Origin of the sequence: Bacillus sp. Bvel1, assembly GCF_014872755.1 — a bacterium.
GTDB classification, from domain to species: domain Bacteria; phylum Bacillota; class Bacilli; order Bacillales; family Bacillaceae; genus Bacillus; species Bacillus velezensis.
The window spans coordinates 288,979-314,594 of sequence record NZ_JAAOBZ010000008.1 but is presented as its reverse complement, the minus strand read 5'-3'; the positions used below and the strand labels follow the sequence as shown (position 1 = coordinate 314,594).

General features: G+C 47.0%; 25 protein-coding genes. 21 read left to right on the top strand and 4 right to left on the bottom strand.

Going from position 1 to position 25,616, the window contains the following annotated elements:
- Window positions 1–20: 20 nt before the first annotated feature.
- From tpiA to HAP68_RS15860, 13 genes are all read left to right on the top strand, one after another.
- The gene (gene tpiA / locus HAP68_RS15920; protein ID WP_003151618.1) at window positions 21–782 is read left to right on the top strand and encodes a triose-phosphate isomerase; all 762 of its coding nucleotides are present in this window, start codon (window positions 21–23) and stop codon (window positions 780–782) included.
- Window positions 775–2,310, top strand: coding sequence for a 2,3-bisphosphoglycerate-independent phosphoglycerate mutase (gpmI, locus tag HAP68_RS15915; protein WP_003151620.1), 1,536 nt, complete (start codon window positions 775–777; stop codon window positions 2,308–2,310). The genes tpiA and gpmI overlap by 8 nt, the downstream gene beginning before the upstream one ends.
- Before the next feature lie 27 nt (window positions 2,311–2,337).
- On the top strand, window positions 2,338–3,630 hold the full coding sequence (eno, locus tag HAP68_RS15910; protein ID WP_003151625.1) for a phosphopyruvate hydratase: 1,293 nt from the start codon (window positions 2,338–2,340) through the stop codon (window positions 3,628–3,630).
- 168 nt (window positions 3,631–3,798) lie between these two features.
- Window positions 3,799–5,079, top strand: coding sequence for a M28 family peptidase (locus HAP68_RS15905; RefSeq protein WP_024085818.1), 1,281 nt, complete (start codon window positions 3,799–3,801; stop codon window positions 5,077–5,079).
- Window positions 5,080–5,344: 265 nt separating this feature from the next.
- Window positions 5,345–6,679, top strand: coding sequence for a nucleotide sugar dehydrogenase (locus tag HAP68_RS15900; protein ID WP_003151628.1), 1,335 nt, complete (start codon window positions 5,345–5,347; stop codon window positions 6,677–6,679).
- A gap of 48 nt (window positions 6,680–6,727) precedes the next feature.
- Window positions 6,728–7,858: a DegT/DnrJ/EryC1/StrS family aminotransferase gene (locus HAP68_RS15895; protein ID WP_024085817.1), complete on the top strand. Its 1,131-nt coding sequence runs from the start codon at window positions 6,728–6,730 to the stop codon at window positions 7,856–7,858.
- Complete coding sequence (locus tag HAP68_RS15890; protein ID WP_024085816.1) at window positions 7,855–8,784, top strand: NAD-dependent epimerase/dehydratase family protein; 930 nt, start codon at window positions 7,855–7,857, stop codon at window positions 8,782–8,784. The genes HAP68_RS15895 and HAP68_RS15890 overlap by 4 nt, the downstream gene beginning before the upstream one ends.
- Entirely contained in the window at window positions 8,750–10,006 is a 1,257-nt protein-coding gene (locus tag HAP68_RS15885; protein ID WP_024085815.1) for an aminotransferase class V-fold PLP-dependent enzyme, read from the top strand. Before HAP68_RS15890 ends, HAP68_RS15885 begins: the two co-directional genes overlap by 35 nt.
- 11 nt (window positions 10,007–10,017) lie before the next feature.
- Window positions 10,018–10,899, top strand: a complete 882-nt coding sequence (locus tag HAP68_RS15880; protein ID WP_003151632.1) for a GNAT family N-acetyltransferase — start codon at window positions 10,018–10,020, stop codon at window positions 10,897–10,899.
- Entirely contained in the window at window positions 10,872–11,630 is a 759-nt protein-coding gene (locus HAP68_RS15875; protein WP_024085814.1) for a WbqC family protein, read from the top strand. The genes HAP68_RS15880 and HAP68_RS15875 overlap by 28 nt, the downstream gene beginning before the upstream one ends.
- Window positions 11,593–12,270, top strand: a complete 678-nt coding sequence (locus tag HAP68_RS15870) for a PIG-L deacetylase family protein (protein ID WP_003151634.1) — start codon at window positions 11,593–11,595, stop codon at window positions 12,268–12,270. Before HAP68_RS15875 ends, HAP68_RS15870 begins: the two co-directional genes overlap by 38 nt.
- 7 nt (window positions 12,271–12,277) lie before the next feature.
- On the top strand, window positions 12,278–13,198 hold the full coding sequence (locus tag HAP68_RS15865; protein ID WP_015387694.1) for a TIM barrel protein: 921 nt from the start codon (window positions 12,278–12,280) through the stop codon (window positions 13,196–13,198).
- Window positions 13,173–14,408: an MFS transporter gene (locus HAP68_RS15860; RefSeq protein ID WP_043867435.1), complete on the top strand. Its 1,236-nt coding sequence runs from the start codon at window positions 13,173–13,175 to the stop codon at window positions 14,406–14,408. The genes HAP68_RS15865 and HAP68_RS15860 overlap by 26 nt, the downstream gene beginning before the upstream one ends.
- A 43-nt stretch (window positions 14,409–14,451) precedes the next feature.
- Here the strand turns inward: HAP68_RS15860 and HAP68_RS15855 are convergent, their stop codons facing one another.
- Window positions 14,452–14,913 (bottom strand): GNAT family N-acetyltransferase, encoded by a 462-nt coding sequence (locus tag HAP68_RS15855; protein ID WP_024085812.1) that lies wholly within the window; start codon window positions 14,911–14,913, stop codon window positions 14,452–14,454.
- Between the two features lie 131 nt (window positions 14,914–15,044).
- Here HAP68_RS15855 and HAP68_RS15850 point away from each other — a divergent pair, with 131 nt between their 5' ends.
- A complete protein-coding gene (locus HAP68_RS15850) occupies window positions 15,045–16,835 on the top strand; it encodes a zinc ribbon domain-containing protein (RefSeq protein WP_003151641.1) in 1,791 nt (596 codons plus the stop codon).
- A 40-nt stretch (window positions 16,836–16,875) separates the two neighbouring features.
- Here HAP68_RS15850 and HAP68_RS15845 read toward each other — a convergent pair whose 3' ends face one another.
- Window positions 16,876–17,586 carry a hypothetical protein gene (locus HAP68_RS15845; RefSeq protein WP_024085811.1) on the bottom strand — a complete coding sequence of 237 codons (711 nt, stop codon included), beginning with the start codon at window positions 17,584–17,586 and terminating at the stop codon, window positions 16,876–16,878.
- Between the two features lie 439 nt (window positions 17,587–18,025).
- Here HAP68_RS15845 and HAP68_RS15840 point away from each other — a divergent pair, with 439 nt between their 5' ends.
- The gene (locus HAP68_RS15840; RefSeq protein WP_003151647.1) at window positions 18,026–18,658 is read left to right on the top strand and encodes an NAAT family transporter; all 633 of its coding nucleotides are present in this window, start codon (window positions 18,026–18,028) and stop codon (window positions 18,656–18,658) included.
- A 20-nt stretch (window positions 18,659–18,678) separates the two neighbouring features.
- On the opposite strand, the gene HAP68_RS15835 is transcribed toward HAP68_RS15840, so the two are convergent.
- Complete coding sequence (locus HAP68_RS15835) at window positions 18,679–19,236, bottom strand: GbsR/MarR family transcriptional regulator (RefSeq protein ID WP_003151649.1); 558 nt, start codon at window positions 19,234–19,236, stop codon at window positions 18,679–18,681.
- A gap of 260 nt (window positions 19,237–19,496) precedes the next feature.
- On the opposite strand from HAP68_RS15835, the gene opuCA reads away from it, so the two are divergent.
- Genes opuCA through opuCD form a run of 4 tightly spaced genes read left to right on the top strand, consistent with a single transcriptional unit; the run spans window position 19,497 to window position 22,933 of the window.
- A complete protein-coding gene (gene opuCA, locus HAP68_RS15830; protein WP_024085810.1) occupies window positions 19,497–20,636 on the top strand; it encodes an osmoprotectant ABC transporter ATP-binding protein OpuCA in 1,140 nt (379 codons plus the stop codon).
- A gap of 20 nt (window positions 20,637–20,656) precedes the next feature.
- Window positions 20,657–21,310: an ABC transporter permease gene (locus HAP68_RS15825; protein ID WP_003151654.1), complete on the top strand. Its 654-nt coding sequence runs from the start codon at window positions 20,657–20,659 to the stop codon at window positions 21,308–21,310.
- Between the two features lie 37 nt (window positions 21,311–21,347).
- The gene (gene opuCC / locus HAP68_RS15820) at window positions 21,348–22,241 is read left to right on the top strand and encodes an osmoprotectant ABC transporter substrate-binding lipoprotein OpuCC (RefSeq protein WP_088412342.1); all 894 of its coding nucleotides are present in this window, start codon (window positions 21,348–21,350) and stop codon (window positions 22,239–22,241) included.
- A 17-nt stretch (window positions 22,242–22,258) separates the two neighbouring features.
- Window positions 22,259–22,933, top strand: coding sequence for a glycine betaine/carnitine/choline/choline sulfate ABC transporter permease OpuCD (gene opuCD, locus HAP68_RS15815; RefSeq protein WP_003151658.1), 675 nt, complete (start codon window positions 22,259–22,261; stop codon window positions 22,931–22,933).
- A gap of 34 nt (window positions 22,934–22,967) precedes the next feature.
- Here opuCD and HAP68_RS15810 read toward each other — a convergent pair whose 3' ends face one another.
- Entirely contained in the window at window positions 22,968–23,501 is a 534-nt protein-coding gene (locus tag HAP68_RS15810; RefSeq protein WP_003151660.1) for a GbsR/MarR family transcriptional regulator, read from the bottom strand.
- A gap of 285 nt (window positions 23,502–23,786) precedes the next feature.
- Between HAP68_RS15810 and HAP68_RS15805 the strand changes: the two genes are divergently transcribed.
- Both HAP68_RS15805 and HAP68_RS15800 read left to right on the top strand, forming a co-directional pair.
- Window positions 23,787–24,932 (top strand): betaine/proline/choline family ABC transporter ATP-binding protein, encoded by a 1,146-nt coding sequence (locus HAP68_RS15805; protein ID WP_024085809.1) that lies wholly within the window; start codon window positions 23,787–23,789, stop codon window positions 24,930–24,932.
- A 16-nt stretch (window positions 24,933–24,948) separates the two neighbouring features.
- A complete protein-coding gene (locus HAP68_RS15800; RefSeq protein WP_003151662.1) occupies window positions 24,949–25,602 on the top strand; it encodes an ABC transporter permease in 654 nt (217 codons plus the stop codon).
- Window positions 25,603–25,616: the final 14 nt, after the last annotated feature.

Here is a 25,616-nt window from a genome sequence, read left to right as displayed (position 1 = left end):
GCTATAAGGAAGTGGAACAGATGAGAAAACCAATTATAGCCGGTAACTGGAAAATGAACAAAACACTCGGCGAAGCTGTCAGCTTCGTTGAAGAAGTGAAATCTTCCATTCCAGCAGCAGACAAAGCGGAAGCCGTTGTTTGCGCACCAGCTCTTTTCTTAGAAAAGCTGACTTCTGCTGTTAAAGGAACTGACCTGAAAGTCGGCGCCCAAAACATGCATTTTGAAGAAAACGGTGCGTTCACAGGTGAAATCAGCCCGGTCGCTCTGAAAGACCTTGGCGTGGATTACTGCGTCATCGGACACTCTGAGCGCCGTGAAATGTTCGCTGAAACTGATGAAACAGTTAACAAAAAAGCGCATGCCGCTTTTAAACACGGCATTGTGCCGATCATTTGCGTAGGTGAAACGCTTGAAGAGCGCGAAGCCGGAAAAACAAATGATCTTGTTGCCGATCAAGTGAAAAAAGGGCTTGCGGGTCTTTCTGAAGAGCAAGTTGCTGCTTCCGTTATTGCGTACGAGCCAATCTGGGCAATCGGAACAGGCAAATCTTCTACAGCGAAAGATGCAAATGACGTCTGCGCGCATATCCGTAAAGTCGTTGCTGAAAGCTTCAGCCAGGAAACTGCTGACAAGCTCCGCATTCAATACGGCGGCAGCGTAAAACCTGCAAATATTAAAGAATATATGGCAGAGTCCGATATTGACGGTGCTTTGGTCGGCGGCGCAAGCCTTGAACCGCAGTCATTCGTTCAATTATTGGAGGAAGGTCAATATGAGTAAAAAACCAGCTGCACTCATCATTCTTGATGGGTTCGGATTACGCAATGAAACAGTCGGAAACGCAGTCGCACAAGCGAAAAAACCGAATTTCGACCGTTATTGGAACCAATACCCTCATCAGACGCTGACGGCATCAGGCGAAGCAGTCGGACTGCCTGAAGGACAGATGGGGAACTCTGAAGTCGGTCATTTAAATATCGGCGCCGGACGTATTGTGTACCAAAGCTTAACACGCGTGAACGTTGCCATCCGCGAAGGCGAATTCGAACGCAATCAAACGTTCCTTGACGCCATCAAAAACGCGAAAGACAACGACAAAGCGCTGCACCTGTTCGGCCTTCTTTCTGACGGAGGCGTACACAGTCACATCAATCATTTATTCGCGCTGCTGAAACTTGCGAAAAGTGAAGGACTGACGAAGGTGTATATTCACGGTTTCCTCGACGGCCGCGATGTAGGTCCGCAAACGGCGAAAACTTACATTCAGCAGCTGAATGAGCAGATCGAAGAAATCGGTGTCGGCGAAATCGCCAGCATTTCCGGACGCTACTACTCCATGGACCGCGACAAACGCTGGGACCGTGTGGAAAAAGCGTACCGCGCAATGGCTTACGGCGAAGGCCCGTCTTACCGCAGCGCGATGGATGTAGTCGACGATTCTTATGCGAACGGCATTCATGATGAATTCGTCATTCCGTCCGTCATCACAAAAGAAAACGGTGAACCCGTCGCGAAAATTCATGACGGCGATTCTGTGATTTTCTATAATTTCAGACCAGACCGCGCCATCCAGATTTCAAACACGTTTACCAACAAAGATTTCCGCGATTTCGACCGCGGTGAAAATCATCCGAAAAACCTGTATTTCGTCTGCCTGACTCACTTCAGTGAATCTGTTGACGGATATGTGGCTTTTAAACCGGTAAACCTTGACAATACGGTCGGTGAAGTATTAGCACAGCACGGGTTAAAACAGCTTCGCATTGCAGAAACTGAAAAGTATCCGCACGTTACGTTCTTTATGAGCGGCGGCCGCGAAGAAGAATTCCCGGGCGAAGAGCGCATCCTCATTAACTCGCCGAAGGTCGCGACATATGACCTGAAGCCTGAAATGAGCGCGTATGAAGTGAAGGATGCTCTTGTAAAAGAAATCGCGGCTGACAAGCACGACGCGATCATCCTGAACTTTGCAAACCCTGACATGGTCGGCCACTCCGGAATGGTCGAACCGACGATTAAAGCAATTGAAGCAGTGGACGAATGCTTAGGCGAAGTGGTTGACGCCATTATCGCTAAAGGCGGACATGCCATCATTACCGCTGATCACGGTAATGCGGACATTCTGATTACAGAAACAGGCGAACCGCACACTGCCCATACGACAAACCCAGTCCCTGTCATTGTGACGAAAGAAGGCGTGACGCTGCGCGAAGGCGGAATCCTAGGCGACCTCGCACCAACGTTATTAGACCTTCTCGGTGTTGAAAAACCGAAAGAAATGACCGGAACATCTTTAATTCAAAAATAAGCGTAAATCAAAAGGAGAGACAAACTCATGCCATACATTGTTGATGTTTATGCACGCGAAGTCCTTGACTCCCGCGGCAACCCGACAGTTGAAGTTGAAGTATATACAGAAACAGGAGCTTTCGGCCGCGCATTAGTGCCCAGCGGAGCTTCTACAGGTGAATACGAAGCGGTTGAGCTTCGTGACGGCGACAAAGACCGTTACCTTGGAAAAGGCGTGTTAACTGCTGTTAACAACGTAAACGAAATCATTGCTCCAGAGCTTCTCGGCTTTGACGTAACTGAACAAAACGCAATCGATCAGCTTTTAATCGAGCTTGACGGTACTGAAAACAAAGGCAAACTCGGTGCGAACGCAATCCTTGGCGTATCTATGGCTTGTGCGCGCGCAGCTGCTGATTTCTTACAGATTCCTCTTTACCAATACCTTGGAGGATTCAACTCAAAAACGCTTCCTGTACCGATGATGAACATCGTAAACGGCGGAGAGCATGCTGACAACAACGTAGACATTCAAGAATTCATGATTATGCCTGTAGGCGCGCCTAACTTCCGTGAAGCGCTTCGCATGGGCGCTCAAATCTTCCACAGCCTGAAATCAGTTCTTTCTGCTAAAGGAATGAACACAGCTGTAGGTGACGAAGGCGGATTCGCTCCGAACCTTGGTTCTAACGAAGAAGCGCTTCAAACAATCGTTGAAGCAATCGAAAAAGCCGGCTTCAAACCTGGCGAAGAAGTGAAGCTTGCTATGGATGCTGCATCTTCTGAGTTCTACAACAAAGAAGACGGCAAATACCATCTGTCTGGCGAAGGCGTTGTGAAAACATCTGCTGAAATGGTTGACTGGTACGAAGAAATGGTTTCTAAATACCCAATCATCTCTATCGAAGACGGACTTGACGAGAACGACTGGGAAGGCCACAAACTTCTTACAGAGCGTCTTGGCAAAAAAGTTCAGCTTGTCGGTGACGACCTTTTCGTTACAAACACGAAAAAGCTTGCTGAAGGTATCAAAAACGGCGTAGGCAACTCTATCCTGATCAAAGTAAACCAAATCGGTACATTGACTGAAACATTCGATGCGATCGAAATGGCGAAACGCGCAGGCTACACTGCCGTTATCTCTCACCGTTCCGGTGAAACTGAAGACAGCACAATCGCTGACATCGCTGTGGCAACTAATGCAGGACAAATCAAAACAGGTGCTCCGTCCCGTACGGACCGTGTTGCGAAATACAACCAGCTTCTTCGCATCGAAGATCAGTTGGCTGAAACTGCTCAATACCACGGTATCAACTCTTTCTATAACTTAAATAAGTAATGTAATGGACGCCGGGAGAATATCTCCCGGCGTTTTTTTATGGTCCCGGGCTTTTCCCTCCTTTTTCATCATCTTCATTTGGTCAATAATATTCATTTTTCCCCTTTTTAAAGGAATCAGTGTTCTTCAATCGAAAGGGAAGAGGTGTTAATAAGAGGAGGGATTATGATGAAATTTTCATTTATGTCAGCCGCGGTGGCAGCAAGCGTCATATGGGGCGCGTCTGCCGGGCCGCTGTCCGAAACTCATGCTTATTCAACTGTGACCGCGCCGGTTTTTGATGCTGATGAGGCATTGGACACTATGCATGATCTGAGTGAAACCATCGGTCCGCGGGAAACCGGAACTGCGAAAGAAAAGGAAGCGGCTGAATACATATCGAATCGTCTGCGGGCTCAGGGCGCCAGTGTCAAAGTACAGTCATTTCCATTGAAAAAGTACTTTTCAGGTTCAGTCACAGCGGGAGATCATGAATTCCCGCTCCGCTCCGCTGATCAATCCGCTGTTGAAAAAGAGCTCAAAATAGAAGGCGGGATTTTTGACGGCGGCTGCGGATCACGCAATGACGTAACAGGAGCCAAAGGAAAGATTGCAGTGATACGCGAAGGAAAGATCCCCGTTTCTCAAAAGATCAAACATGCCGAACAAGCGGGAGCCAAAGCAGTCATTATTTATAATCAGACAACAAAACCGCTCGCCGTCCGTCCGCATACCGATAAAGGAATCACGATACCGGCGGCGGGTATGAAAAAAGAAGACGGTGAAGCATTGCTGCAGGAAAAGAAGGCAGTCATTCAATTTAAAAACTATAAAAACCGCATCTCACAAAATATTATAGGAACGCGCAAAGCGGCACAGGCCAACTCTTCTGATGCTGATATTATTTATGTCACAGCGCATTATGACAGCGTAAAAGGCGCGCCCGGAGCGGATGATAACGCCTCAGGCACATCTGCCGTTCTGGAAATCAGCAAGCAACTCAAACATATACCGAAAGACAAAGAGATCCGCTTTATCCTGTTCGGTGCAGAAGAATTATGGTCTGCGGGTTCATCTTATTACGTCAGTACACTCACGAACAATGAAAGAAAGCACAGCCGGGCCAATTTTAATGCCGATATGATTGCGACTGACTGGGAAGAAGCGAGTCAAATGTGTGTCACGACTCCTGACGGCAGGGAAAACCCGAGTGTCCGGTATGCTGAAAAAGCCGCTGAAAAATCCCGGTTGGTCAAGCCAAACCTGATTCAGCTCGGTTACTCAGACCATGTCTCTTTTTATGAAGCGGGGATTCCGTCGGCTAACTGGATTTGGCTCAGCCCCGATACACAGGAGCCGGGGCCCTGGTACCACACCGAAAATGATAATATGAAACACATCAGCAAAGAACGGCTAGAGAAAGCTGGGGCACTCGTTTCCGCGGCGGTAACTGAGGCAATGAAAGAATAAAAAACAGGCTTCGGCCTGTTTTTTTATATTATTTTCTGTATATTCTATCAATTAAGGGAGATTTTCTCACTCGTTACCAGATATATACCATTTAACAGGATTTTATTTTACAAATAAAAGAAAAATAAATAGATAATACCTAATTCACAAAAGGATGTAAAACTCATTTATCAAATTTTAACTTTTGTTATAATTGCGATATCGATCGATATTTGTTTTAAATTGTAAAAAACAATACTCTTTTCTATCTATTAGGGGGCGAAAAATGAATACTGTCACAAAAGAAGCCAGCAACCTTGGTCAAAAACGGCTGTTACATCTGATTGAAACGAAGCAGGCGATAGTAGGCGTGTTAGGCATGGGATATGTGGGATTTCCTCTTGCACTGGAATGTGTCGATAAAGGATACAATGTTATCGGATTTGACAAAAACAGTGAAAAGGTTTCCTTGTTAGCCGCCGGAAGCAGCCATATTCAAGATATAGAGGACGGCAGACTGAACTCGGCTTTACAAACAAAACGCTTTCAAATCAGTGCCGACATGTCGCTCATCCAAAAATGCGACATCATTGTGATATGTGTGCCGACACCCCTGAACAAAAAAGACAAGATCCCCGATTTAACCTACATCGACAGTGCAGTTGACAGCATGATCGCTTATGGAAGGCAGCATCAGCTTTTAATTTTAGAAAGCACCACCTATCCCGGAACAACGAAAAAAAAGATTGCCGACAGAATGGCATCAAGCCGCGGCATGAAAATAGGAACAGACTTTTTTACGGCTTATTCTCCGGAAAGAATCGATCCGGGCAACAGGCAATATGAAGTTTCAGATATTCCTAAAGTAGTCGGCGGAACCACACAGACTTGCACAGAACTTGCCTCAGCGTTTTACAACACCATTGTTACAAGCATTCACCCGGTCACCTCACCCGAAGTAGCTGAAACAGCTAAACTCCTAGAGAATACTTATCGTTATGTCAATATAGCTCTTATCAATGAAATGGCGCTTAATTGCCGTGAACTTGATATTGATATATGGGAAGTCATCTGCGCGGCGGACACGAAGCCGTTCGGCTTTCAAAAATTTATCCCTGGCCCCGGAGTCGGAGGCCATTGTATCCCGATTGATCCTTTTTACTTCAAATGGATCGCGAATGAAAAAGGGCTGCAGACAAAATTAATTGATCTGGCGGACGAAATCAATTCTAACATGCCGATTTCTGTCTCTGACTATGCTTTGAAACTGGCGGGCAAAGACAAATGCAGCATCTTAATAATAGGGGCCGCTTATAAAAAAAATACAAATGACCCGCGTGAATCCTCAGTGTTTACGATAATGGAAGAATTGATGGACAAGGGATGCGCGATTGATTATCATGATCCGTTTATCAGCGAGATCCGCTTGAATGACGGAAGCCGCAAACAATCTGTCCCTTTCACAAAAGAACAAATCAATCAGTACGACGTCATCATCATTCATACAGATCACGATGTAATCGACTACAGTATTTTGAAGGATGCCTCACCGATTATCTTTGACACAAGAAATGTATGCAGGGAAAAATCAGCCGACAATTGCAGAGTTGTCACTTTATAGGAGGGAACGGTCATTAGTAATCGATTTATCTCTTTTCACAGACCTGATATGACAAACGAAGAAATCGCAAGCGTAACCGAAACGATTCAGTCGGGCTGGATTTCGAAAGGCCCGAAGGTAATCGATTTTGAAAAAAAGCTGGGAGAATGTATTGGAGCCGAACACGTCATCAGCTGTAATTCAGGCACCGCTGCCTTACATATGGCTTTATTGGCGCTCGGTGTGGGAGAAGGCGATGAAGTCATCGTGCCGAGCTTCACGTTCTGTTCCAGCGTCAATGTCATCCTGCACGCCGGAGCCGTTCCGGTGTTTGCGGATATATGCGAGAAAAGTCTATGTGCCGATCCTGAAGATGTCAGGAAGAAAATAACGCCGCGCACAAAAGCGGTAATCGCGGTTCATTTTGCCGGCTATCCGGCTGATCTGGAAAACTTGCAGTCCATTTGTAAAGAAAACGGATTGTATCTGATTGAAGACGCCGCTCATGCGCTCGGTACAAAATATAACGGAAGCATGATCGGCACTCACGGTGATGCCGTGTGCTTCAGCTTTTATGCCACCAAAAATATTACAACGGGGGAAGGCGGAGCCCTCGTCATGAAAGACGAACAGGCCGCAGAAAGAGCGAGGCTGTACGGCTGGCACGGCATCACAAAAAATGCCTGGAACCGGTACGGTGAAAAAGGCAGCTGGAGATACGACGTGTTACTGCCGGGTTTTAAATATAATATGACGGATATTCAGGCCGCGCTCGGTCTGGTTCAATTGAAGCGCGCAAACGAAATTCAAGAAAAACGGGCACAGATCGCTCAATTTTATGTACGTGAACTGTCGGGCCAATCTGACAAAGCAGCGCTTCCGCTTTCTGACATTCCGCACGGCATAACGCACTCATGGCATTTATTTATTTTGCGGATCCGAGAGAACGGCGGCATGGACAGAGATCTGTTTATTGAGAAAATGAAAGAAAAACAGATCGGGCTGAGCGTGCACTTTATTCCCGTGCATATGCATCCTTACTATCAAAAACATTTTCCGGCCGAGCTGCCGGTTACTGAACGTGTTTTCCGGGAGATCGTGTCACTGCCTCTTTACAGCCAGTTATCAGATGAGGATTGCAGCTATATTGTCAAGTCTATAAAAGAAGTTTTGACTATCAGCCAGGAGGTAGGATCATGAAACATATTGCGATTATCGGAGGATCCGGTTTTATCGGAAGCGAATTGGCGGCATTATTACAGGCTAAAGGTTATCACACCATTATTGCAGACCAAAAAGAGCCGGCTTTTGACACTGAATACCGCCAAACGGATATCCTTGACCGGACGTCCCTCCGCGAATCACTGCAGGGAGCGGATGCGGTTGTCCATTTGGCGGCAATGGTCGGTGTAGACAGCTGCCGAAGCAATGAAGAAGACGTCATACGGGTTAATTTTGAAGGAACGAAAAATGTCACCGAGGTATGCGGTGAATTGGGAATCAGAACACTTCTTTTCTCATCGAGCTCAGAAGTATTCGGAGATTCACCTGATTTTCCTTATACCGAGACAAGCAGAAAGCTTCCGAAATCGGCTTACGGAAAAGCCAAACTGCAATCAGAGGAATATTTGAGAGAACAGGCATCCGACGAGCTTCATATTCGGGTTGTCCGGTACTTTAATGTATACGGGCCGAAACAGCGCGAGGATTTTGTCATCAACAAGTTTTTCAGCCTGGCCGAGAATGGCTCTGAGCTGCCTCTTTACGGGGACGGCGGACAAATACGCTGTTTCAGCTACATCAGTGATATCGTCACCGGAACTTATCTCGCGCTCATTCATGAAGGGGCCGTCTTTGAAGACTTCAATATCGGGAACGACCAGCCGATCACGATAAAAGAACTGGCTGAAAAAGTCAATGTGCTCTCAGGCAGAGAGAAGGATAACTATCTGTTTAAAAAGCTGGGCGAAGACGGCGTGAGGGGAAAAGACATCGAGATTTTTAAACGGGCGCCGTCAATCGAGAAGGCGAAACGTTTACTCGGTTACGCTCCAAAAGTAAGTCTGAATGAAGGCCTGGAGATCATAAAAGATGAAAGACAAAAGCACAAACTTTCACTTTCCTGAAAACCCGGAAGTAGTCAAATATCCCGTTTATCCCGGACAGCTTTCCGTCAGGGGCCGTCTGCGCGCGGTGAAGCACTTGCTTACTGGCGGACAAAGCGGACTGACTGAAAAACTGGAAAAACGGTACGGAAAAGGGGTTGTGCTGACCTCCAGCGGCAGTGCGGCACTGGTGCTCGCATTAACTTATTCGGGAGCCGGGCCGGGGAAAGAAGTGATTTTCTCATCCTTCAGCTGCCCGAATGTCATTGATGCCGTATTGCAATCCGGTGCAACGCCTGTTTTTGCGCAGCTGGATGAGCATCTTTCTTTATCGTTTGAGGATGTCAAAAAAAAAGCGACGCGGCAGACGTGTGCGGTTATCCTCACGCACGTATACGGCCGGAGAGAAAATACCGCCATCATTGACTGGGCGAAGGAACACGGTATTTTTGTCATTGATGATGCCGCTCAAGCCATGTTTACAAAACAAGCGGATACATATGCCGGCGGTCTGGGCGATTTCGGTGTTTTAAGCTTCGGCCCGTCAAAACCGCTTGCGAGTATCGGAGGCGGCGCGTTAATCGCGCCGAAAGAATGGCTTCGGCAAAAAGCAAATCTCCCGATGGAACAGCGCAGCCAAGTGGCAGCTGACTATCGAATTTATATCAGAAATCAAAGAATACAGGCTGTTATGAAACGGAAACGGCATCATCCCGTTTCATATATTTATAGGAAAGCGGGCATCATGCCTTCCATGAAAGCCACTAAGCTCGAAGCTCTGCCGGATAAACCGGCTGTTGTACCGGTGCTTCGCATGCATCCGGCAAGGGAAGCCATTATTGAAGATCAGCTTTCACGTATGGATCAGCTTGTAACAGCTTCGCTCCGAAACTTACAAGCGGCGGGAGAAATCTTTATAAAGGCGGAAGAGACGTACGGCATAAAGATGATCCAGCCCCAAGAAGGAGAACATCTGAATTATTTAACGATTGTATTCCCCCGGGATGAAGAGCGGTACGGGTGTTCCGTTTATTTAGCTGAAAGAGGCATCCAAACATGCTGGAACTATCTTCCCCTCGGACGTATTCCGATTTATGAAACATATGCGGCGGAAGAAGGGGAAGATCCGCTTTGGAAAAGAGTTCTTTCTCTGCCGTTTAAACCTCCTCTTCAAAAGGAGCAAGTCAGATATATAGCCGAATCCGTTTTATCATATTGTGAGCAAAAGAATAAGACTGAATAGTGGTGATAACAATGCAAAAAACAGCAGTATGCACGAGCCGCCAGGCATGGGATCGGGCCGCTGACATGTATCAGGCGGGGTTGTTTCAAAGCTATGATTGGGGAATTCTCATGGAAGAGCTTCCCGGCACGTCATTTCACCCTGTCAGACTGACAACGGACGGAGGACAGGTCATCTATCTTCCGCTTTTTGAACAGAAGGGCGTATTATCCGGCAATATGATCGGATACGGCGGCGTTATTTCAGATCGCCCCATCTCATTTGAATGGCTTCAAAGTGAAATCGAGGCCATATTCGGCCGGAACATATCCCGGATGCTGCTGCCGTACGGTCAGACTTCTTTTACAGAAGAAATCGGGGAAGGATGGACGGAAAAGGCGACACGGATTCTTACGCTTCCGGACACGTTTGACGAACTTTGGACGGGCATTTCCGGAAAAGCCCGGACGGCAGTCAGATACGCTGAAAAAGAGAATATTGTCACCAGGCTGATCGGGCGACAAGAACTTGAATCATTTTACGACCTCTACAAGGAGCATACGGCGGCAATCGGCGCTGCTTATGTGCTGAGTCAAGGATTTTTCCAAAAACTGCTTGACACGTTTGGGGACCGGATGTTTTGGGTCGGAGCATATCAGGATGAGACGCTGATCAGCAGCAGTATTTTTCTCTATGACCGCTCTCATTTCTATTATTGGCAGAATGTAAACAGCCTGGCGGGAAAAAAAGCGCAGGCCTCTTACTTGTTGATGCGTGACGCTTTGCAATTCGCCATCAGCCGCAAGCTTCAATGGGCTGATTTTGGCTATTCACACAGTAAAGAAATCGCAAGACCGAAACGATATTGGGGAGCTGAAGAAAAACAATGCCGACTTTTTACGAAACCGGAATGAAAACAATAAGCGGCCATCAATCCAGTTATCTGCCGTGGTACGGTTTTTTTGAAAAAATGTATAAGTCGGATCTGTTTGCCATTCATGACACGGCTCAATTTGAGAAAAAAGGGTTTCTGAACCGCAACAGAATCAAAACGCCGCAGGGCCCCAGATGGCTGACGGTGCCTTTGCAGATGAAACAATATAAAGACATAGAGCTTCGGCATATGAAAATCGACCAGACACAGGATTGGCGGAAAAAACATTGGATGGCGATTAAGATGAACTATGCGAAAGCTCCCTATTTTGAGCGATACCAGCAATTTTTTCAAGATGTCTATCAGCGGGAGTGGGAATATCTCCATGATTTGAATATGCACATCATTGAATTTTTCCGAAAAGAGCTCCGAATCGAAACGCCGCTCTGTTATGTCTCTGAGCTTGAATGCCGGAAGGAGAAAAAAAGCGATTTTGTTTTAGCGCTTTGTCAGGAGCTGGGGGCGGATCGTTATTATTCAGGCAGTCAGGGTTCCGACTATTTAATAGAAAGCGATTTTGAAAGAAACGGAATTGTCATTGAGTATCAGCAGATCCGGCATTTTGACTATCCTCAATTATTCGGGGAGCATATCCCTCACCTCTCCATGCTTGATATGCTGATGAACTGCGGAGCGGATACAGCTGAAATGTTAGTTAAAGGAGGGCAATATGATGAAAGTAATGGTATTTGCAGCGCATCCCGACGATGAAATTATCGGCGTCGGCGGCACGCTCGCCAAACATGTCCGCCAAGGTGACAGCGTGTCGGCAGTCATTATGGCGGAAGGCAAGTCATCAAGAAAAACGGATTATGAGAAGCCTGAAGAGTCTGTTATGCAGCATTCTGCTCAAGAAACGGAACAAGCGCTCAGCACTTTGGGCATCCATGATTTTGTCAGGCTGAACCTTCCTGATAACAGAATGGATTCAATGGATTTGCTGGATGTCGTGAAGGAAGCGGAGAAACAAATCAATCGTTTTCAGCCTGACATTGTGTATACCCAGTACGGCGGTGACATTAATATTGACCACTCCGTCGTATTCAGAGCGGTCATGACCGCAACCCGTCCGCTTCCCGGCCATACGGTAAAACGGGTTTTTGCCTATGAAACATTGTCTTCGACGGAATGGAATTACTGTCAGAAGGATCAGTTTCATGCCAATTTCTTCGTTAATATTGAAGACGAGCTTGAAACAAAATTGAAATCGATGGCGTGTTACGGCTCCGAGCTCAGAGACTTCCCTCATCCCCGCTCTTTGCAGGCAATCGAACATAATGCCCGTGTATGGGGAGCAAAATCGGGTTTTTCCGCTGCGGAAGCGTTTATGCTTGTGAGAGGAACATGGTGACTGTCCTATGATTGCTCAAATTCCGTTTTTCGGACTTGATCCGAAGCAAATCGATGAGAAATGGGTGGAAGCGGGATACGGTCTGGAAGCGAATATTTTTGATGGCCGCTCCTTTAGTGAAGCGGATTATCTCAAAACATTCAATCAGACGCTGGAATATGCAAAACAGCTGGATCCTTCATTATTGACGCTGCATTTCCCGACAGATCATGCCGATTATGTGCATGAAGATCACATCAAAAAACAGCTTTATCACTTTGCGGAGCTCGCTGTGAAATACGGCGCCAAAGGCATAACCGTTCATGCGAATCAATTTATGACGGTTGAGGAATTTCAAGTGTATGACCTGGAAGGAAACCGTAAAAAAATCATTGAGTTTTTCGCAGAGTTTGATGAGCAGCTGAAAGGGACGGACATTTGGATCGGTGTGGAAAACCTTCCGATCATCGGGAATCTGGGAGAGGATTTTGATCCGATTTTCATTTATCCTGAGGATTTTACAGAGCTGGTTCAGCTGGATCTGAAGCATGTCGGTATTACGTGGGATCTGTGCCATTGGGCGATTACCTATCAGACTCACTTGTCTTCCGCGCTTATGTTCAGAAATGACCAGCTGAGATACCCGGATTTCTTTCAGTTTCTCTCGATAAAAGAGAGCATTAAACATTATCACTTCAGCTCATTTCGCCAGCTTGCGTTCCCGCATGGCGGCGTCCGCTGTTTTGAGGGCCGCCATCCGAGTGAAGGGACGATCGCTGAGGAGCTGCTGAGACGGGCTGCCGATACTTTGCAGGAGCTTTATCGGAATCAAGATACCGGCATTGTATTTGAGGTGATGGAAGAGGATTATACGGAAAGACGGGAATCATGGAGAACGCTGGAATGGTTCGGCGGTGTTTCTGATGCCGAGGATCAAAAAAGGGCCTGATATGACATATCGAACACCGAACTATGCAAAGCTTTGGTGTGCGCAGGTGTTTTCTTCAGCGGCGGACGGTATCTGGCTTATTGCACTGCCGCTGTTAGTGCTGGAATTGACCGGCAGTAAAATTCTTGTCGGCGTTATTTCTTTTATCGAACTCGTGCCGTTGACATTTGGCGTGCTGGCGGGACCGCTGATTGATTTATTCCGAAAAAAGTCGATCTTGTATTTGTGCAATACGGGCCGGGCCGTCATCATGATCCTCTTGGCGGTGCTCAGCGCGAACGATTTATTAACCGTGTGGATAGCAGGGGTGTGCGCCTTTTGTCTATCTCTGCAATCGATGCTGTTTGCGCCGGCGAAAGTCGCGATCATTCCGCTGCTCGTCCGCAAACAGCATCTTGATCAGGCGACATCTCTGATCAATACGAGTGACTTGATCGGACTCATCGTCGGAAAACTGATCAGCGGAATCATGATTGCGGCTATTCCGTTCGGGCTGCTGTTTGCCATAAACGGAACTGCTTTTTTTATCTCCGCGGCATTTATCGCGTTCATTCGTATTTCAGAACAGCCCAATGAAAAAAGCAACGGGGCTGAAGATGTAAAAGCCGGCTACAGAATGCTGAAAGGAAATGCGGCATGGCTGACATCGGTCGGATACTTTTTCGTCGTAAATCTCGTCATTGCCGGTCTTATTTCAGTAATGGGGCCGATTCTTGCTGTGGAACGTTTTCAGCAGAACTATTCTGTATGGTTTGCCGTCATGTATTCAATGTTTCAGGCGGGGATGCTTTTGGGCAATCTGGCCGTATTTTTCAAATGGAATACAAAACGCTTGAACCGGCTGTATCCGCGGACGTTAACGGCAGCGGGACTGCTCATTTTGGTGCTGTTTTTTCCGCTTCACGGGTTTGAGTGCATCATTTTCCTGGTGCTTGGCATCATCATCTCGTATATTGATGTGCAAACGGTGCTGTATTTCCAAAAGACGGTTCCGGCCGCATATTTCGGAAGGGTTTTTGCACTGATTTTTTCCATTGTCAAAATGGGTGAACCGCTGTCTGCCGCTGTCTACACAGGGCTTCTGCTGTTGATGAATGCGGATTATATTTTTGCGGCGGTCGGACTGACCCTTACGATCGTTTTTGCTGTTTTTTCAGTCAGACAAGGGAGTCAAAGAAATTCAGAGAAACAAGCGGATCAATCCGTCTGAATGGTAAACGAAGGGGCGCCGGTATCAGCCGGCGCCCTTTTTATCATAAATCCAAATAAAGCCGTATCATATCCCGGCATTGAATGCCGTTTTCAAAAATGTCTTCATCATAATGTCTGATAAAAAAATCATGGTCGACAGCCTGAATGCGGAATCCGCATTTTTGATAGAGTGACAGCTGATGAATACTGGAATTTCCGGTGCCGATTTCAATCGTGTCAGCTCCCGATTGTCTCGCTTTTTCAATGGCATCTTGCACCAGCTGTTTTCCGAATCCCCTGTTCTGCAGCGATTCTTTTACCGCGATGTTTACGATTTCTATCGTTTTAGGCCTTGTTTGCAATAAAACGTAAACCCCTGCAAGCTCGTCTGACGTCCAAGCCGTATAGCATTCTCCTCTTACAAGATAATCATCGACAATCTCTTTCGACGGATCGGCCAGCAGCAATAGTTCATACAGCGCTTCATCCGGATCCGCGGCTTTTCGGATGCTCAGTTTTTGCATGTCCGTTTCTCCTCCTCCGTTATGATCGACAGCTATTTTTCAAAATAACTCCAAAATCATTCTACTTTATTATAAAATATGAAACATAGGAAAAGTTATACAAGTTTTGTAGATTGAATAGGAGGAAAGTCATGTTTTTTTGTAAGTATTGCGGCCGACAGAACAACGAAGAGGCGCATTTCTGTAAAGAATGCGGAAAACCGATCGGGAAAGGAAGCCGGCTTGAACGGCAGGCGGCTGTAAGAGCGGCTGAACCTGCTTCACAAATGAGAAAGCCGATCCCTAAAAAAACGCTCTTCATATGGGGCGGCATAGCCGCAGCGCTGATCTTATTGATTGCCGCATATAAAACCGGAGCCTGGCTGACATCTGAAAAAAGGCTCACGGATCAATTCGAACAGGCGGTTCATGACGGGGACACGAAAAAGCTCGCAGCCCTGCTCACTCCTTCAGACAAAAAACTGAAGCTGAATGAGACCAATGTCAAACCGCTCCTTGCATACGCAAAGAAACACGATGAACTGCTGGAAACGCTTCGCGGCAATTCATCAGAAAAAGATGCGGTATACGTCAAAAAAGAGGGTAAAACCCTTCTTTTGTTTGACCATTACGAACTGAAAGTCGATCCGGTTTATTTCCGCGTCACCAGCAATTATAAAGGCGCCGATCTTTATATCAACAGCGAGAAAACAGGGACGGTCAAAAAAGCCGATGAAACCCAAATCTTCGGCCCGTATGCACCCGGTGTCTACACGGCGGAAGCCAAGCTTAAAAATGACACGGTTGACGTTGTCAAAAAGCAAGAGGCAGAGGCGGCCGGCAGCCGGAATGTTGATTTTGATCTGCCGTTAGACGCCGAGGATGTGACGTTCACTCCGGCAGACAGCTTCAAAAGCGCGAAAGGCGATCTGCTGATAAACGGCAAGTCCGTCCATAAAGATCCGTTTACATCCGTTACATACGGTCCGCTCTTAACTGACGGTTCCATGACAGCCGCCGTGGAGGCTGATTTTCCTTGGGGAAAAATGAAAACTGCCGATGTTCCGATCAACGGTACTGATATGGAATTAACGCTTATCCCGGATCAAGATACACAACAAACAATCATGGACACGATTGTCAAAACAACGAAGCAGTATACAAAAGCGATGGCAGACGGAAATACCGATCAGATGACCGAGGCTGGTTCCGCCTGGAAAGAGCAGACGAAAGAAGTGGTATCCGGCATGAAGAGTTCCGGCACCTTTTTGAAAGATCAGTATAAAGAGACAAGCTTTGATCTGGATTCATTTGCGATTTCTCAAGAGAACGGCCGCTGGCAAGTAACTGTTACGGGTAAAGAGCTTCATGAGTCTGCTTATTTCGACGGGAATACGAAGCCTGATATGGAAGAGGCTGAGCCGAGCTTTCATTATGTACTCTCATATGATACAAAACATAAAAAATGGGTTTTTGAAAAAGCTGATCCAGCCTCAGATTCTTCTGGGACAAATGTAAAAAAAATAAAAAACGACCAGCCGAAAACCTATACATCCGCATGGGCATCTTCCAAAGGAAATACAGCTTCAGGCAGCGTGACAAACGAGCAAGTCACATCGTTTATGACTGATTACCTGACAAATCAATCAAGCGCCGTCAGCCTTAACAATTTTGCCATCATGGCGGGCAATTTAGAAGAGGGAAGCCCTTTGTATGCTGATCAGCAGAAACTGGTCAAAAAACTGTACAGCGAGGGGACGACTGAAGTATTTAATAAAGTGAATGTCAAAAGCTTTTCACAGAAAGGCTCTCATCTGACGATTCATACGTACGAGGAGTTTTATATTACGAAAGCCGGCGGCAGTCCGAAGCTCAGAACATACAATTGGACGTATGGCGGCGTTGTCAAAGACGGAAGAATTTATTTAACATCCATTCAATAAAAAAACCCCCGCGCCAATCAGGCGGGGGGGTTTTCCGTTTTTAAAAGAAGAAATAATGCATGAGTTCTTTCATATAATGCTTGATCGTGAATTGAAACGTTACGCAAATGATCAAATAGATGACGATAACAGAATAAATGATATCCGCCTTAGTAGTGAGCTGATGCTGATAGCTCGCCAGCATGAGCGGAGGCACGGCAAACGCCGCTCCTAAAAGACCGACAGCCAGAATGGTAAAGCAAACGGTTGTATGAAGCAGCATAAAAATGAGGGCAAGAAGCAAAATAGCTGTAAACGGAATCAAAAATGCTCCGAATCTGGACAGCGAATCTTTAAATGACACCTGCGCGCCGCCGGCCTTCAAAGCGATAAAAATCAAGAGATACAGGCAGAAAACGCATAATGCAAAGGTAAGCGCCGGTTTGATCACAACCGCCGTAAAACTGACGTCACGAAAGCCGTCTGATAAGAGAATATAAAACATAATCGGCGTCACCAGGCAGAAAAGCACCATGTTGATGATGCTGCTGACAAGCTGTTCGCCGCCTGTCGTTTTACATGTTTGATACGGTCTCTTTAACACATCAAGCACGAATAAGGCAAATTGCTTTGAAGCCTGCTTAGCCGCGGCGCCGGCCTGAGCGGCCTGACCCTGTGTTTGGCCTGCGCCTCCCTGCCCGGGCTGGGGCGCACCGCATTTTTCACAAAATTTTCCGCCATCAGTATGATGGCCGCATTGAGAACAATACATTCTAAAACTCCTTTTACAAGTAATATAGGGATTTTGTTCAATATTTACATTATAAAAGAAAATAGGACGGATGTAACGGAGTTTTCTAAAGATATATAAATCACCTTCTCTATGAATTGATAATAGAGAAAAAGTACCCATTATGGTAGAATTTTATTGGAGCTGATAGATATCATGTCTCTCGGCGCATTGATTCAGAGTGAAAAAGGAAATTAACACATGCTAAAAAAATTGAAAATGCTTTATCGGCTGTTGAAATTCGGAAAAGGCTTATGGAGATAGCAAACAGAAAAAAACCGTCCTTACAAGGACGGTTTTTTCTGTTTTCCGGATCGTCCGGCTGAGGTTATAAAAAGCAGACCCCGGGGTAAAAATCATGCATAAGAAACAGCGGAGAACAAAACATAACTCAATAACGGCAAGTCATAAGGAGGTACGCATGTTTTCATTCATCATTCATGTCTTCATTTCACTGTTTGCAGTCTCCAATCCCATCGGAAACGTGCCGATTTTTCTTTCACTGACGGAAGGATACCCGGAGAAAGAACGGACAGCGATCGCACGCAAGGCTTCCGTGCTGTCGTTTATCATCTTGGCTGCTTTTTTAATCTTCGGCCATCTGATCTTTAAACTGTTCGACATTAACATTCATGCCTTGCGTATCGCGGGCGGCATTTTTATTTTCGGCATCGCTTATAATCTTCTGAACGCGAAGAAATCTCATGTACAGTCTCTCCATCATGAAGAGAAAGGGGAGAGCAAGGAGAAAGCCGATATATCCGTGACGCCTTTGTCGATTCCGATTATCGCCGGACCCGGTACGATCGCGACGGTGATGAGTCTGTCGGCCGGCCATGGCGGCATCATCCATTACATCAGCGTGCTTATCGGCATTGCGGCCGTCATCGCGATGACGTTCATCTTCTTTCACTATTCTTCTTTCATCAGCAATAAGCTCGGGAAAACCGAAATGAACGTCATTACCCGACTGATGGGGCTGATTTTGGCGGTGGTGGCGATCGGCATGATCGGCGCCGGTCTGAAAGGCATGTTTCCGATATTGGTTTCCTGACTTAAAAAAGCAGCGCCCGGTTATCTTCGGGGGCTGCTTTTTTCTATTTTCGGCACATGCTGAAACACTTCTTCACTCTCAAAAAATTCTATCAAACGGCTCAGCCAGTCATAATAATGGAGCCAATCCGTCAGTTCATCCAAAAGCTGACGGGCTTTTTCTTCAATATCGGGACTGAGATTTTCCGATTCCAGAAGCTCAGTCAGCTCGCGGTTCAGCTTTTTATAGAGCATTTTGTTTTTGCTGACCGCCTTTGTCCAATTTGCCGTAAACAGGGAGATAAACGTCTGGTAATAATCACGCTCCACGTCGTAAAGGTCTTTGCGAACGCCTTTTTCAAACACTTTTTCCGCCAGATTGGCATCAGTCATTTCACGGACCACCTGGCTCATCCTCGTTTTGCTCATCCCGGTCGCCTCTGACAGCTCATTTAACGTCATCGGCTTGCGGTTCATATAAATAATACCGAGCACACGACCAAGTGTGGCCGGCATTCCGAATGTATGCATATTCTCGGCGATTCTCTCAATGAGATGCTCTTCAGCATGCCCGATGATATCAAGAGCGTTTTTTTCCACGGCTGATCATCCCTTCACTGGCTTTTCATGCTGACAATATATCATATTTTTTACAGTTGATGAAAAAGATGATGCGGCAGGATATGCGAGCTATCGGGAGCGATTGTAAGAACATCCGCATTGTCAGCGGGATAACATGAAAAAATACGTATATTGTATATAATTTCAACACATTGTAAACTTTTTATTTTACAAATTTCATCTTATAATAAAGATTATACTTTTCAGAAAAATAACGGAACCCTTCGGAGGTGCACGGATTGCTGAGATTAGAAAATGTATCGAAAGTCTATAAAGGCGGAAAAAAAGCTGTCAACAGCATTGATTTAAATATCGAAAAAGGCGAGTTTATTTGTTTTATCGGGCCGAGCGGCTGCGGAAAAACGACGACGATGAAAATGATTAACAGACTGATTGAGCCGTCATCCGGAAAGATTTTTATCGATGGCGAAAACATTATGGAGCAGGACCCGGTGGAGCTGAGACGGAAAATCGGCTACGTCATTCAGCAGATCGGACTTTTCCCTCATATGACCATTCAGCAGAACATTTCTCTCGTGCCGAAACTGCTGAAATGGCCGGAACAAAAGCGGAAGGAACGGGCGCGGGAGCTTTTGAAGCTCGTCGATATGGGCCCTGAATATTTAGACCGCTATCCTCACGAGCTGAGCGGGGGACAGCAGCAGAGAATCGGCGTGCTGCGCGCCCTTGCAGCGGAACCGCCTCTTATTCTTATGGATGAACCGTTCGGAGCGCTTGACCCGATTACACGGGATTCCCTTCAGGAAGAATTCAAAAAACTGCAAAGAACATTGAATAAAACGATTGTGTTTGTAACCCACGATATGGATGAAGCCATTAAGCTGGCTGACCGGATCGTCATTTTAAAAGCGGGAGAGATCGTTCAGGCCGGCACTCCTGATGACATTCTCCGGAATCCGGCTAATGAGTTTGTCGAAGAATTTATCGGCAAAGAACGGTTATTGCAATCAAGACCGGACATTGAGCGCGTCGAGCAGATGATGAACAAAAAGCCTGTCACCGTTACGGCGGACAAAACACTTTCGCAGGCGATCCAAGTGATGCGGGAGCACCGTGTCGATTCCCTGCTTGTCGTTGATGACCTGAATGTGCTGCAAGGGTATGTCGATGTCGAGATCATTGATCAGAACCGGAAAAAAGCGAGCCTCGTCGGCGACGTGCTCCGCTCTGATCTGTATACGGTCGAGCAGGGTACACTGCTGCGTGATACCGTACGCAAAATTTTAAAGCGCGGAATGAAATATGTACCCGTAGTTGATGGACAAAGGCATTTAGTCGGAATTGTCACGCGGGCGAGCCTTGTCGACATCGTTTACGATTCAATCTGGGGCGAGGAAGACCAGCTGGTGACAGGCTGACAAGGGGAGGAACGCTTACAATGAATGAAATGATCAAGTTTTTGCAGACGAACGGCGGAGAACTGTTATATAAAACGTGGGAGCATTTATACATTTCGATCATCGCCGTCATATTAGGCATTGTCGTCGCCGTTCCGCTCGGAGTGGCGCTGACGAGAATGAAAAAGGGCGCAGGCGCCGTCATCGGCGCCGTCAACATTGTGCAGACCTTGCCGAGTCTCGCGATACTGGCGTTTTTTATCCCGCTGTTAGGCGTGGGAAAGGTGCCCGCGATCGTCGCGCTGTTTTTCTATTCGGTGCTGCCGATTCTCCGAAACACGTATACCGGCATTCAAGGCGTAAACAAAAATCTGCTGGAATCGGGAAAAGGCATCGGGATGACGGTCTGGGAGCAGATCAGGCTTGTGGAACTGCCGCTTGCGGTTCCGGTGATCATGGCGGGCATCCGCACATCCACCATTTATCTGATCGGCTGGGCGACGCTTGCTTCCTTTATCGGGGGCGGCGGGCTCGGAGACTATATTTTTATCGGCCTGAATCTCTATCAGCCTGAATATATTATCGGCGGCGCCGTGCCCGTCACCATTTTAGCCATTATCATTGATTATCTGCTGGCGGCGACGGAACGGAAGGTGACGCCGAAAGGGCTGAAAGGACTGAAGGAAGTATCATAAGGAGTTGGCTGTTTTGAAAAGAAACCAAAAGAGATGGATGTGCGCACTGGCGCTGTCGGCTGCTCTGCTTCTGGGCGGCTGTTCCCTTCCCGGCCTGAGCGGGGCTTCCGATGATACGATTAAAATCGGGGCGCAAAGCATGACGGAATCAGAAATTCTCGCCAATATGCTCGCACAGATGATTGAGCATAATACAGACTTGAATACGGCATTAATTAAAAACCTCGGATCGAACTATGTCCAGCAGCAGGCGATGCTCGGCGGTGAAATCGATATCGCCGCGACGCGCTACTCGGGAACGGATTTAACGAGCACCCTCGGCATGGAAGCGGAAAAAGACCCGAAAAAAGCATTATCTATCGTCCAGAAGGAATTTGAGAAACGCTTCCATTACAAATGGTTTGATTCTTACGGATTTGAGAACACATACGCTTTTACCGTCACGAAAGAGCTTGCGGAAAAAGATCATTTAGACAAAGTGTCCGATATTAAGAAGCATGCGGATCAATTTAAGCTAGGTGTAGACAATGCGTGGCTGAAAAGAAAAGGCGACGGCTATAAGGGCTTCACCGACACGTACGGTTTTGAATTCGGCACAACCTATCCGATGCAGATCGGACTTGTATACGATGCCGTGAAAAACGGGAAAATGGACGCCGTCCTCGCTTATTCAACGGACGGAAGGATTAAAGCGTACGATCTGAAAATTTTAAAAGACGACAAGCAGTTTTTCCCGCCGTATGACTGTTCGCCGGTCATTCCCGACAGCGTGCTGAAGCAGCATCCTGAACTGAAGGGCATTGTGAATAAACTGATCGGCAAAATCGATACGGAAACGATGCAGGAATTGAATTACGAGGTGGACGGCAAGCTGAAAGAACCGTCCGTCGTCGCTAAAGAATTTTTGGAGAAACATCATTATTTTGAATAAGAAATGAGGTGGGGCAAATGGAAGTGCTGCAGCAGCTCGGCACTTATTATTCTCAAAACGGCGCCTATGTGCTTCAGGAGTTTTACCGCCATTTTCTCATGTCGGTATACGGCGTTTTATTTGCGGCGATCGTAGGTGTCCCGCTCGGCATCTTCATTGCCAGGTACAGAACATTAAGCGGCTGGGTATTCGCGGTGACAAACGTGATTCAGACCGTGCCGGCGCTTGCGATGCTTGCGGTGCTGATGCTCGTCATGGGGCTCGGCGCCAATACGGTGATTTTGTCGCTGTTTTTATATTCGCTTCTTCCGATCATCCGGAATACGTACACAGGAATCGCCAGCATTGAACACGCTTATCTTGAATCGGGAAAAGCGATGGGCATGACCAAATTTCAGGTGCTCCGCATGGTGGAACTGCCGCTTGCGCTTTCCGTCATCATGGCGGGGCTGCGGACGGCCCTTGTCATCGCGATCGGCATTACGGCAATCGGAACGTTTGTCGGCGCGGGCGGACTCGGTGACATCATTGTCAGGGGCTCAAACGCCACGAACGGAACAGCGATTATTTTAGCCGGCGCCATTCCGACAGCGCTGATGGCCGTTATCGCAGATCTTGTGATGGCATGGCTGGAGCGGGCGCTGAGTCCGGTGAGAAAGAAAAAACGAACCAAAGCGCCGAATGCGGCATGAAAAAAACGCCTTGCGGGTCAGGGCGTTTTTTTTCTTATGGCTTCGGAACATGCTTGAATATTTCTTCGCTTTCAAAAAACTCGATCAGACGGCTGATCCAGTTGTAGTAATCAAGCCAATCCTTTAATTCTTTCAGCAGTTCGTTGATTTTTTCCTCAGCTTCTTCCGGCACGCCGTTTTCAAGGACGGCCGTCAGTTCGCGGTTCAGTTTTTTATGCATCATTTTATTTTTGCTGACGACCTTGCTCCATGTGGCCGTAAACAGCGTAATAAAGGTTTGGTAGTAATCCTGCTCGACGTCGTATAAATCTTTGCGGACGCCTTTTTCAAACACTTTTTCCGCCAGATTGACGTCAAGCATTTCACGGACCGCCTGGCTCATTCTCGTTTTGCTCATGCCGGTCGCTTCTGATAATTCAGTTAAGGTCATCGGCTTGCGGTTCATATAAATAATGCCTAAAATGCGCCCCACCGTCGCGGGCATTCCGAATGTATGCATATTTTCAGCGATTCGTTCTATCAAATGATCTTCAGCTTGTTCGATTACGTGTAACGGATCTTTCTCCAACAGTTTCAATCCTTTCAGTCAGCAATTCCGATGTCAATATACCACATTTTTAAACCGGCGGAAATGCTCTTCCGAGAGAATTTGGCAGTAATTCGGAGCAATAAGAAGAACTTTGCCGGTCAATATGGGTAAATCAGTGCTTACACAACCTTTATATATAATATGGACAAATTGTAAACTTTTTAATTTACAAAGTTTAATTTATAATGGGAAACGTTCAATTGTCTGAAAAGTTAAATTTGAATTTAACGATTTGAACAAATTTAATATCGGAGGTGTGAGTGTTTGCTGACATTAGAAAATGTCTCGAAAACGTATAAAGGCGGGAAAAAAGCCGTCAATAGCATCAACCTGAATATCGACAAAGGCGAATTTATTTGTTTTATCGGACCGAGCGGCTGCGGCAAAACGACGACGATGAAAATGATCAACCGCTTAATTGAACCGACAGAAGGCAGAATCCTGATAGAGGGCCGAAACATTATGGAACAAGACCCGGTGGAACTCAGAAGAAGCATCGGCTATGTCATCCAGCAGATCGGGCTGTTTCCGCATATGACCATTCAGCAGAACATTACGCTCGTTCCGAAGCTTTTAAAGCATTCTGCCGAAAAACGGAAGGAACGGGCGCGCGAGCTTTTAAAGCTCGTTGATATGGGGCCTGAATATTTAGACCGTTACCCTCATGAACTGAGCGGAGGACAGCAGCAGCGAATAGGTGTATTACGGGCACTTGCCGCAGAGCCGCCGCTTATCTTAATGGATGAACCGTTCGGGGCGCTTGACCCGATTACGAGAGATTCCCTTCAGGAAGAATTTAAAAAACTGCAAAAAACCTTACATAAAACCATCGTATTTGTTACCCATGATATGGACGAAGCCATCAAGCTTGCGGACAGAATCGTCATTCTGAAAGCGGGAGAAATCGTCCAGGCCGGAACGCCTGATGAGATTCTCAGATTTCCGGCGAATGAATTTGTTGAGGAGTTTATCGGCAAGGAACGGCTGATTCAATCATCCAGCCCTGATATTGAACGGGTGGAGCAGATCATGAATCCCGATCCCGTGACGGTAACACCTGAGAAAACACTGTCAGCCGCCATTCAGCTGATGCATGCCGAGCGGGTGGATTCGCTGCTCGTCATTGATGAAAAGAACGTTCTCCAAGGTTATGTCGATGTGGAGATGATTGACCGCAAACGAAGACAAGCGGTAACCGTCGCGGAAGTGCTTGAACGGGATCTGTACACGGTCAGAAGCGGCACCCTGCTTCGCGACGCCGTCCATAAAATTTTAAAAAGAGGCGTGAAATTTGTGCCGGTCCTTGATGAGGACGGCCGGCTAACGGGAATCGTGACAAGGGCAAGCCTCGTTGACATCGTCTATGACTCCATCTGGGGAGAAGAGAATCAGCTCGCGGTGATGTCATGAGGAGGCTTCAATTGATATGAATCAGACCGTACAATTTTTACAGGCAAATGGAGGAGAGATGCTTTATAAAACATGGGAGCATCTGTACATCTCATTAATCGCCGTCATGGCGGGCATTCTCGCCGCCGTTCCGCTCGGCGTCCTGCTGACGAGGATGAAAAGAGGAGCCGGCGCCGTCATCGGCATCGTCAACATCATTCAAACCTTGCCGAGCCTTGCCATTCTTGCGTTTTTTATTCCGCTTTTAGGCGTAGGAAAGGTCCCGGCCGTTGCGGCGCTGTTTTTCTATTCCATGCTGCCGATTCTCAGAAACACGTATACGGGGATTCTCGGCGTCAATCGGCACCTTCTGGAATCGGGAAAAGGAATCGGCATGACGGCATGGGAGCAGATCAGGCTTGTAGAGCTCCCGCTTGCCGCCCCGGTCATCATGGCGGGCATCAGGACGTCTTCGATTTATTTAATCGGCTGGGCGACGCTCGCCTCCTTTATCGGCGGAGGCGGGCTGGGAGATTACATTTTTATCGGCTTGAACCTTTATCAGCCGGAGTATATTATCGCAGGCGCCGTTCCGGTCACGATGCTGGCGGCCGCCGTCGATTACATGCTGGGGGTGACAGAACGGAAAGTCACGCCTGACGGGCTGAAAAGCATAAAGGACGCTTTATAAGGAGGAGGTCTCAC

What these genes read in the sequence shown, in the direction of transcription:
- HAP68_RS15845 (WP_024085811.1), bottom strand. Translation starts at nt 17,586, where the DNA reads ATGTATTGTTCTCAATGCGGCCATCATACTGATGGCGGAAAATTTTGT.
- gpmI (WP_003151620.1), top strand. Translation starts at nt 775, where the DNA reads ATGAGTAAAAAACCAGCTGCACTCATCATTCTTGATGGGTTCGGATTA.
- HAP68_RS15900 (WP_003151628.1), top strand. Translation starts at nt 5,345, where the DNA reads ATGAATACTGTCACAAAAGAAGCCAGCAACCTTGGTCAAAAACGGCTG.
- eno (WP_003151625.1), top strand. Translation starts at nt 2,338, where the DNA reads ATGCCATACATTGTTGATGTTTATGCACGCGAAGTCCTTGACTCCCGC.
- HAP68_RS15890 (WP_024085816.1), top strand. Translation starts at nt 7,855, where the DNA reads ATGAAACATATTGCGATTATCGGAGGATCCGGTTTTATCGGAAGCGAA.
- HAP68_RS15865 (WP_015387694.1), top strand. Translation starts at nt 12,278, where the DNA reads ATGATTGCTCAAATTCCGTTTTTCGGACTTGATCCGAAGCAAATCGAT.
- HAP68_RS15860 (WP_043867435.1), top strand. Translation starts at nt 13,173, where the DNA reads ATGCCGAGGATCAAAAAAGGGCCTGATATGACATATCGAACACCGAAC.
- tpiA (WP_003151618.1), top strand. Translation starts at nt 21, where the DNA reads ATGAGAAAACCAATTATAGCCGGTAACTGGAAAATGAACAAAACACTC.
- HAP68_RS15850 (WP_003151641.1), top strand. Translation starts at nt 15,045, where the DNA reads ATGTTTTTTTGTAAGTATTGCGGCCGACAGAACAACGAAGAGGCGCAT.
- HAP68_RS15870 (WP_003151634.1), top strand. Translation starts at nt 11,593, where the DNA reads ATGAAAGTAATGGTATTTGCAGCGCATCCCGACGATGAAATTATCGGC.
- HAP68_RS15800 (WP_003151662.1), top strand. Translation starts at nt 24,949, where the DNA reads ATGAATCAGACCGTACAATTTTTACAGGCAAATGGAGGAGAGATGCTT.
- HAP68_RS15880 (WP_003151632.1), top strand. Translation starts at nt 10,018, where the DNA reads ATGCAAAAAACAGCAGTATGCACGAGCCGCCAGGCATGGGATCGGGCC.
- HAP68_RS15840 (WP_003151647.1), top strand. Translation starts at nt 18,026, where the DNA reads ATGTTTTCATTCATCATTCATGTCTTCATTTCACTGTTTGCAGTCTCC.
- HAP68_RS15895 (WP_024085817.1), top strand. Translation starts at nt 6,728, where the DNA reads ATGACAAACGAAGAAATCGCAAGCGTAACCGAAACGATTCAGTCGGGC.
- HAP68_RS15885 (WP_024085815.1), top strand. Translation starts at nt 8,750, where the DNA reads ATGAAAGACAAAAGCACAAACTTTCACTTTCCTGAAAACCCGGAAGTA.
- HAP68_RS15875 (WP_024085814.1), top strand. Translation starts at nt 10,872, where the DNA reads ATGCCGACTTTTTACGAAACCGGAATGAAAACAATAAGCGGCCATCAA.
- HAP68_RS15855 (WP_024085812.1), bottom strand. Translation starts at nt 14,913, where the DNA reads ATGCAAAAACTGAGCATCCGAAAAGCCGCGGATCCGGATGAAGCGCTG.
- HAP68_RS15825 (WP_003151654.1), top strand. Translation starts at nt 20,657, where the DNA reads ATGAATGAAATGATCAAGTTTTTGCAGACGAACGGCGGAGAACTGTTA.
- opuCC (WP_088412342.1), top strand. Translation starts at nt 21,348, where the DNA reads ATGTGCGCACTGGCGCTGTCGGCTGCTCTGCTTCTGGGCGGCTGTTCC.
- HAP68_RS15905 (WP_024085818.1), top strand. Translation starts at nt 3,799, where the DNA reads ATGAAATTTTCATTTATGTCAGCCGCGGTGGCAGCAAGCGTCATATGG.
- opuCD (WP_003151658.1), top strand. Translation starts at nt 22,259, where the DNA reads ATGGAAGTGCTGCAGCAGCTCGGCACTTATTATTCTCAAAACGGCGCC.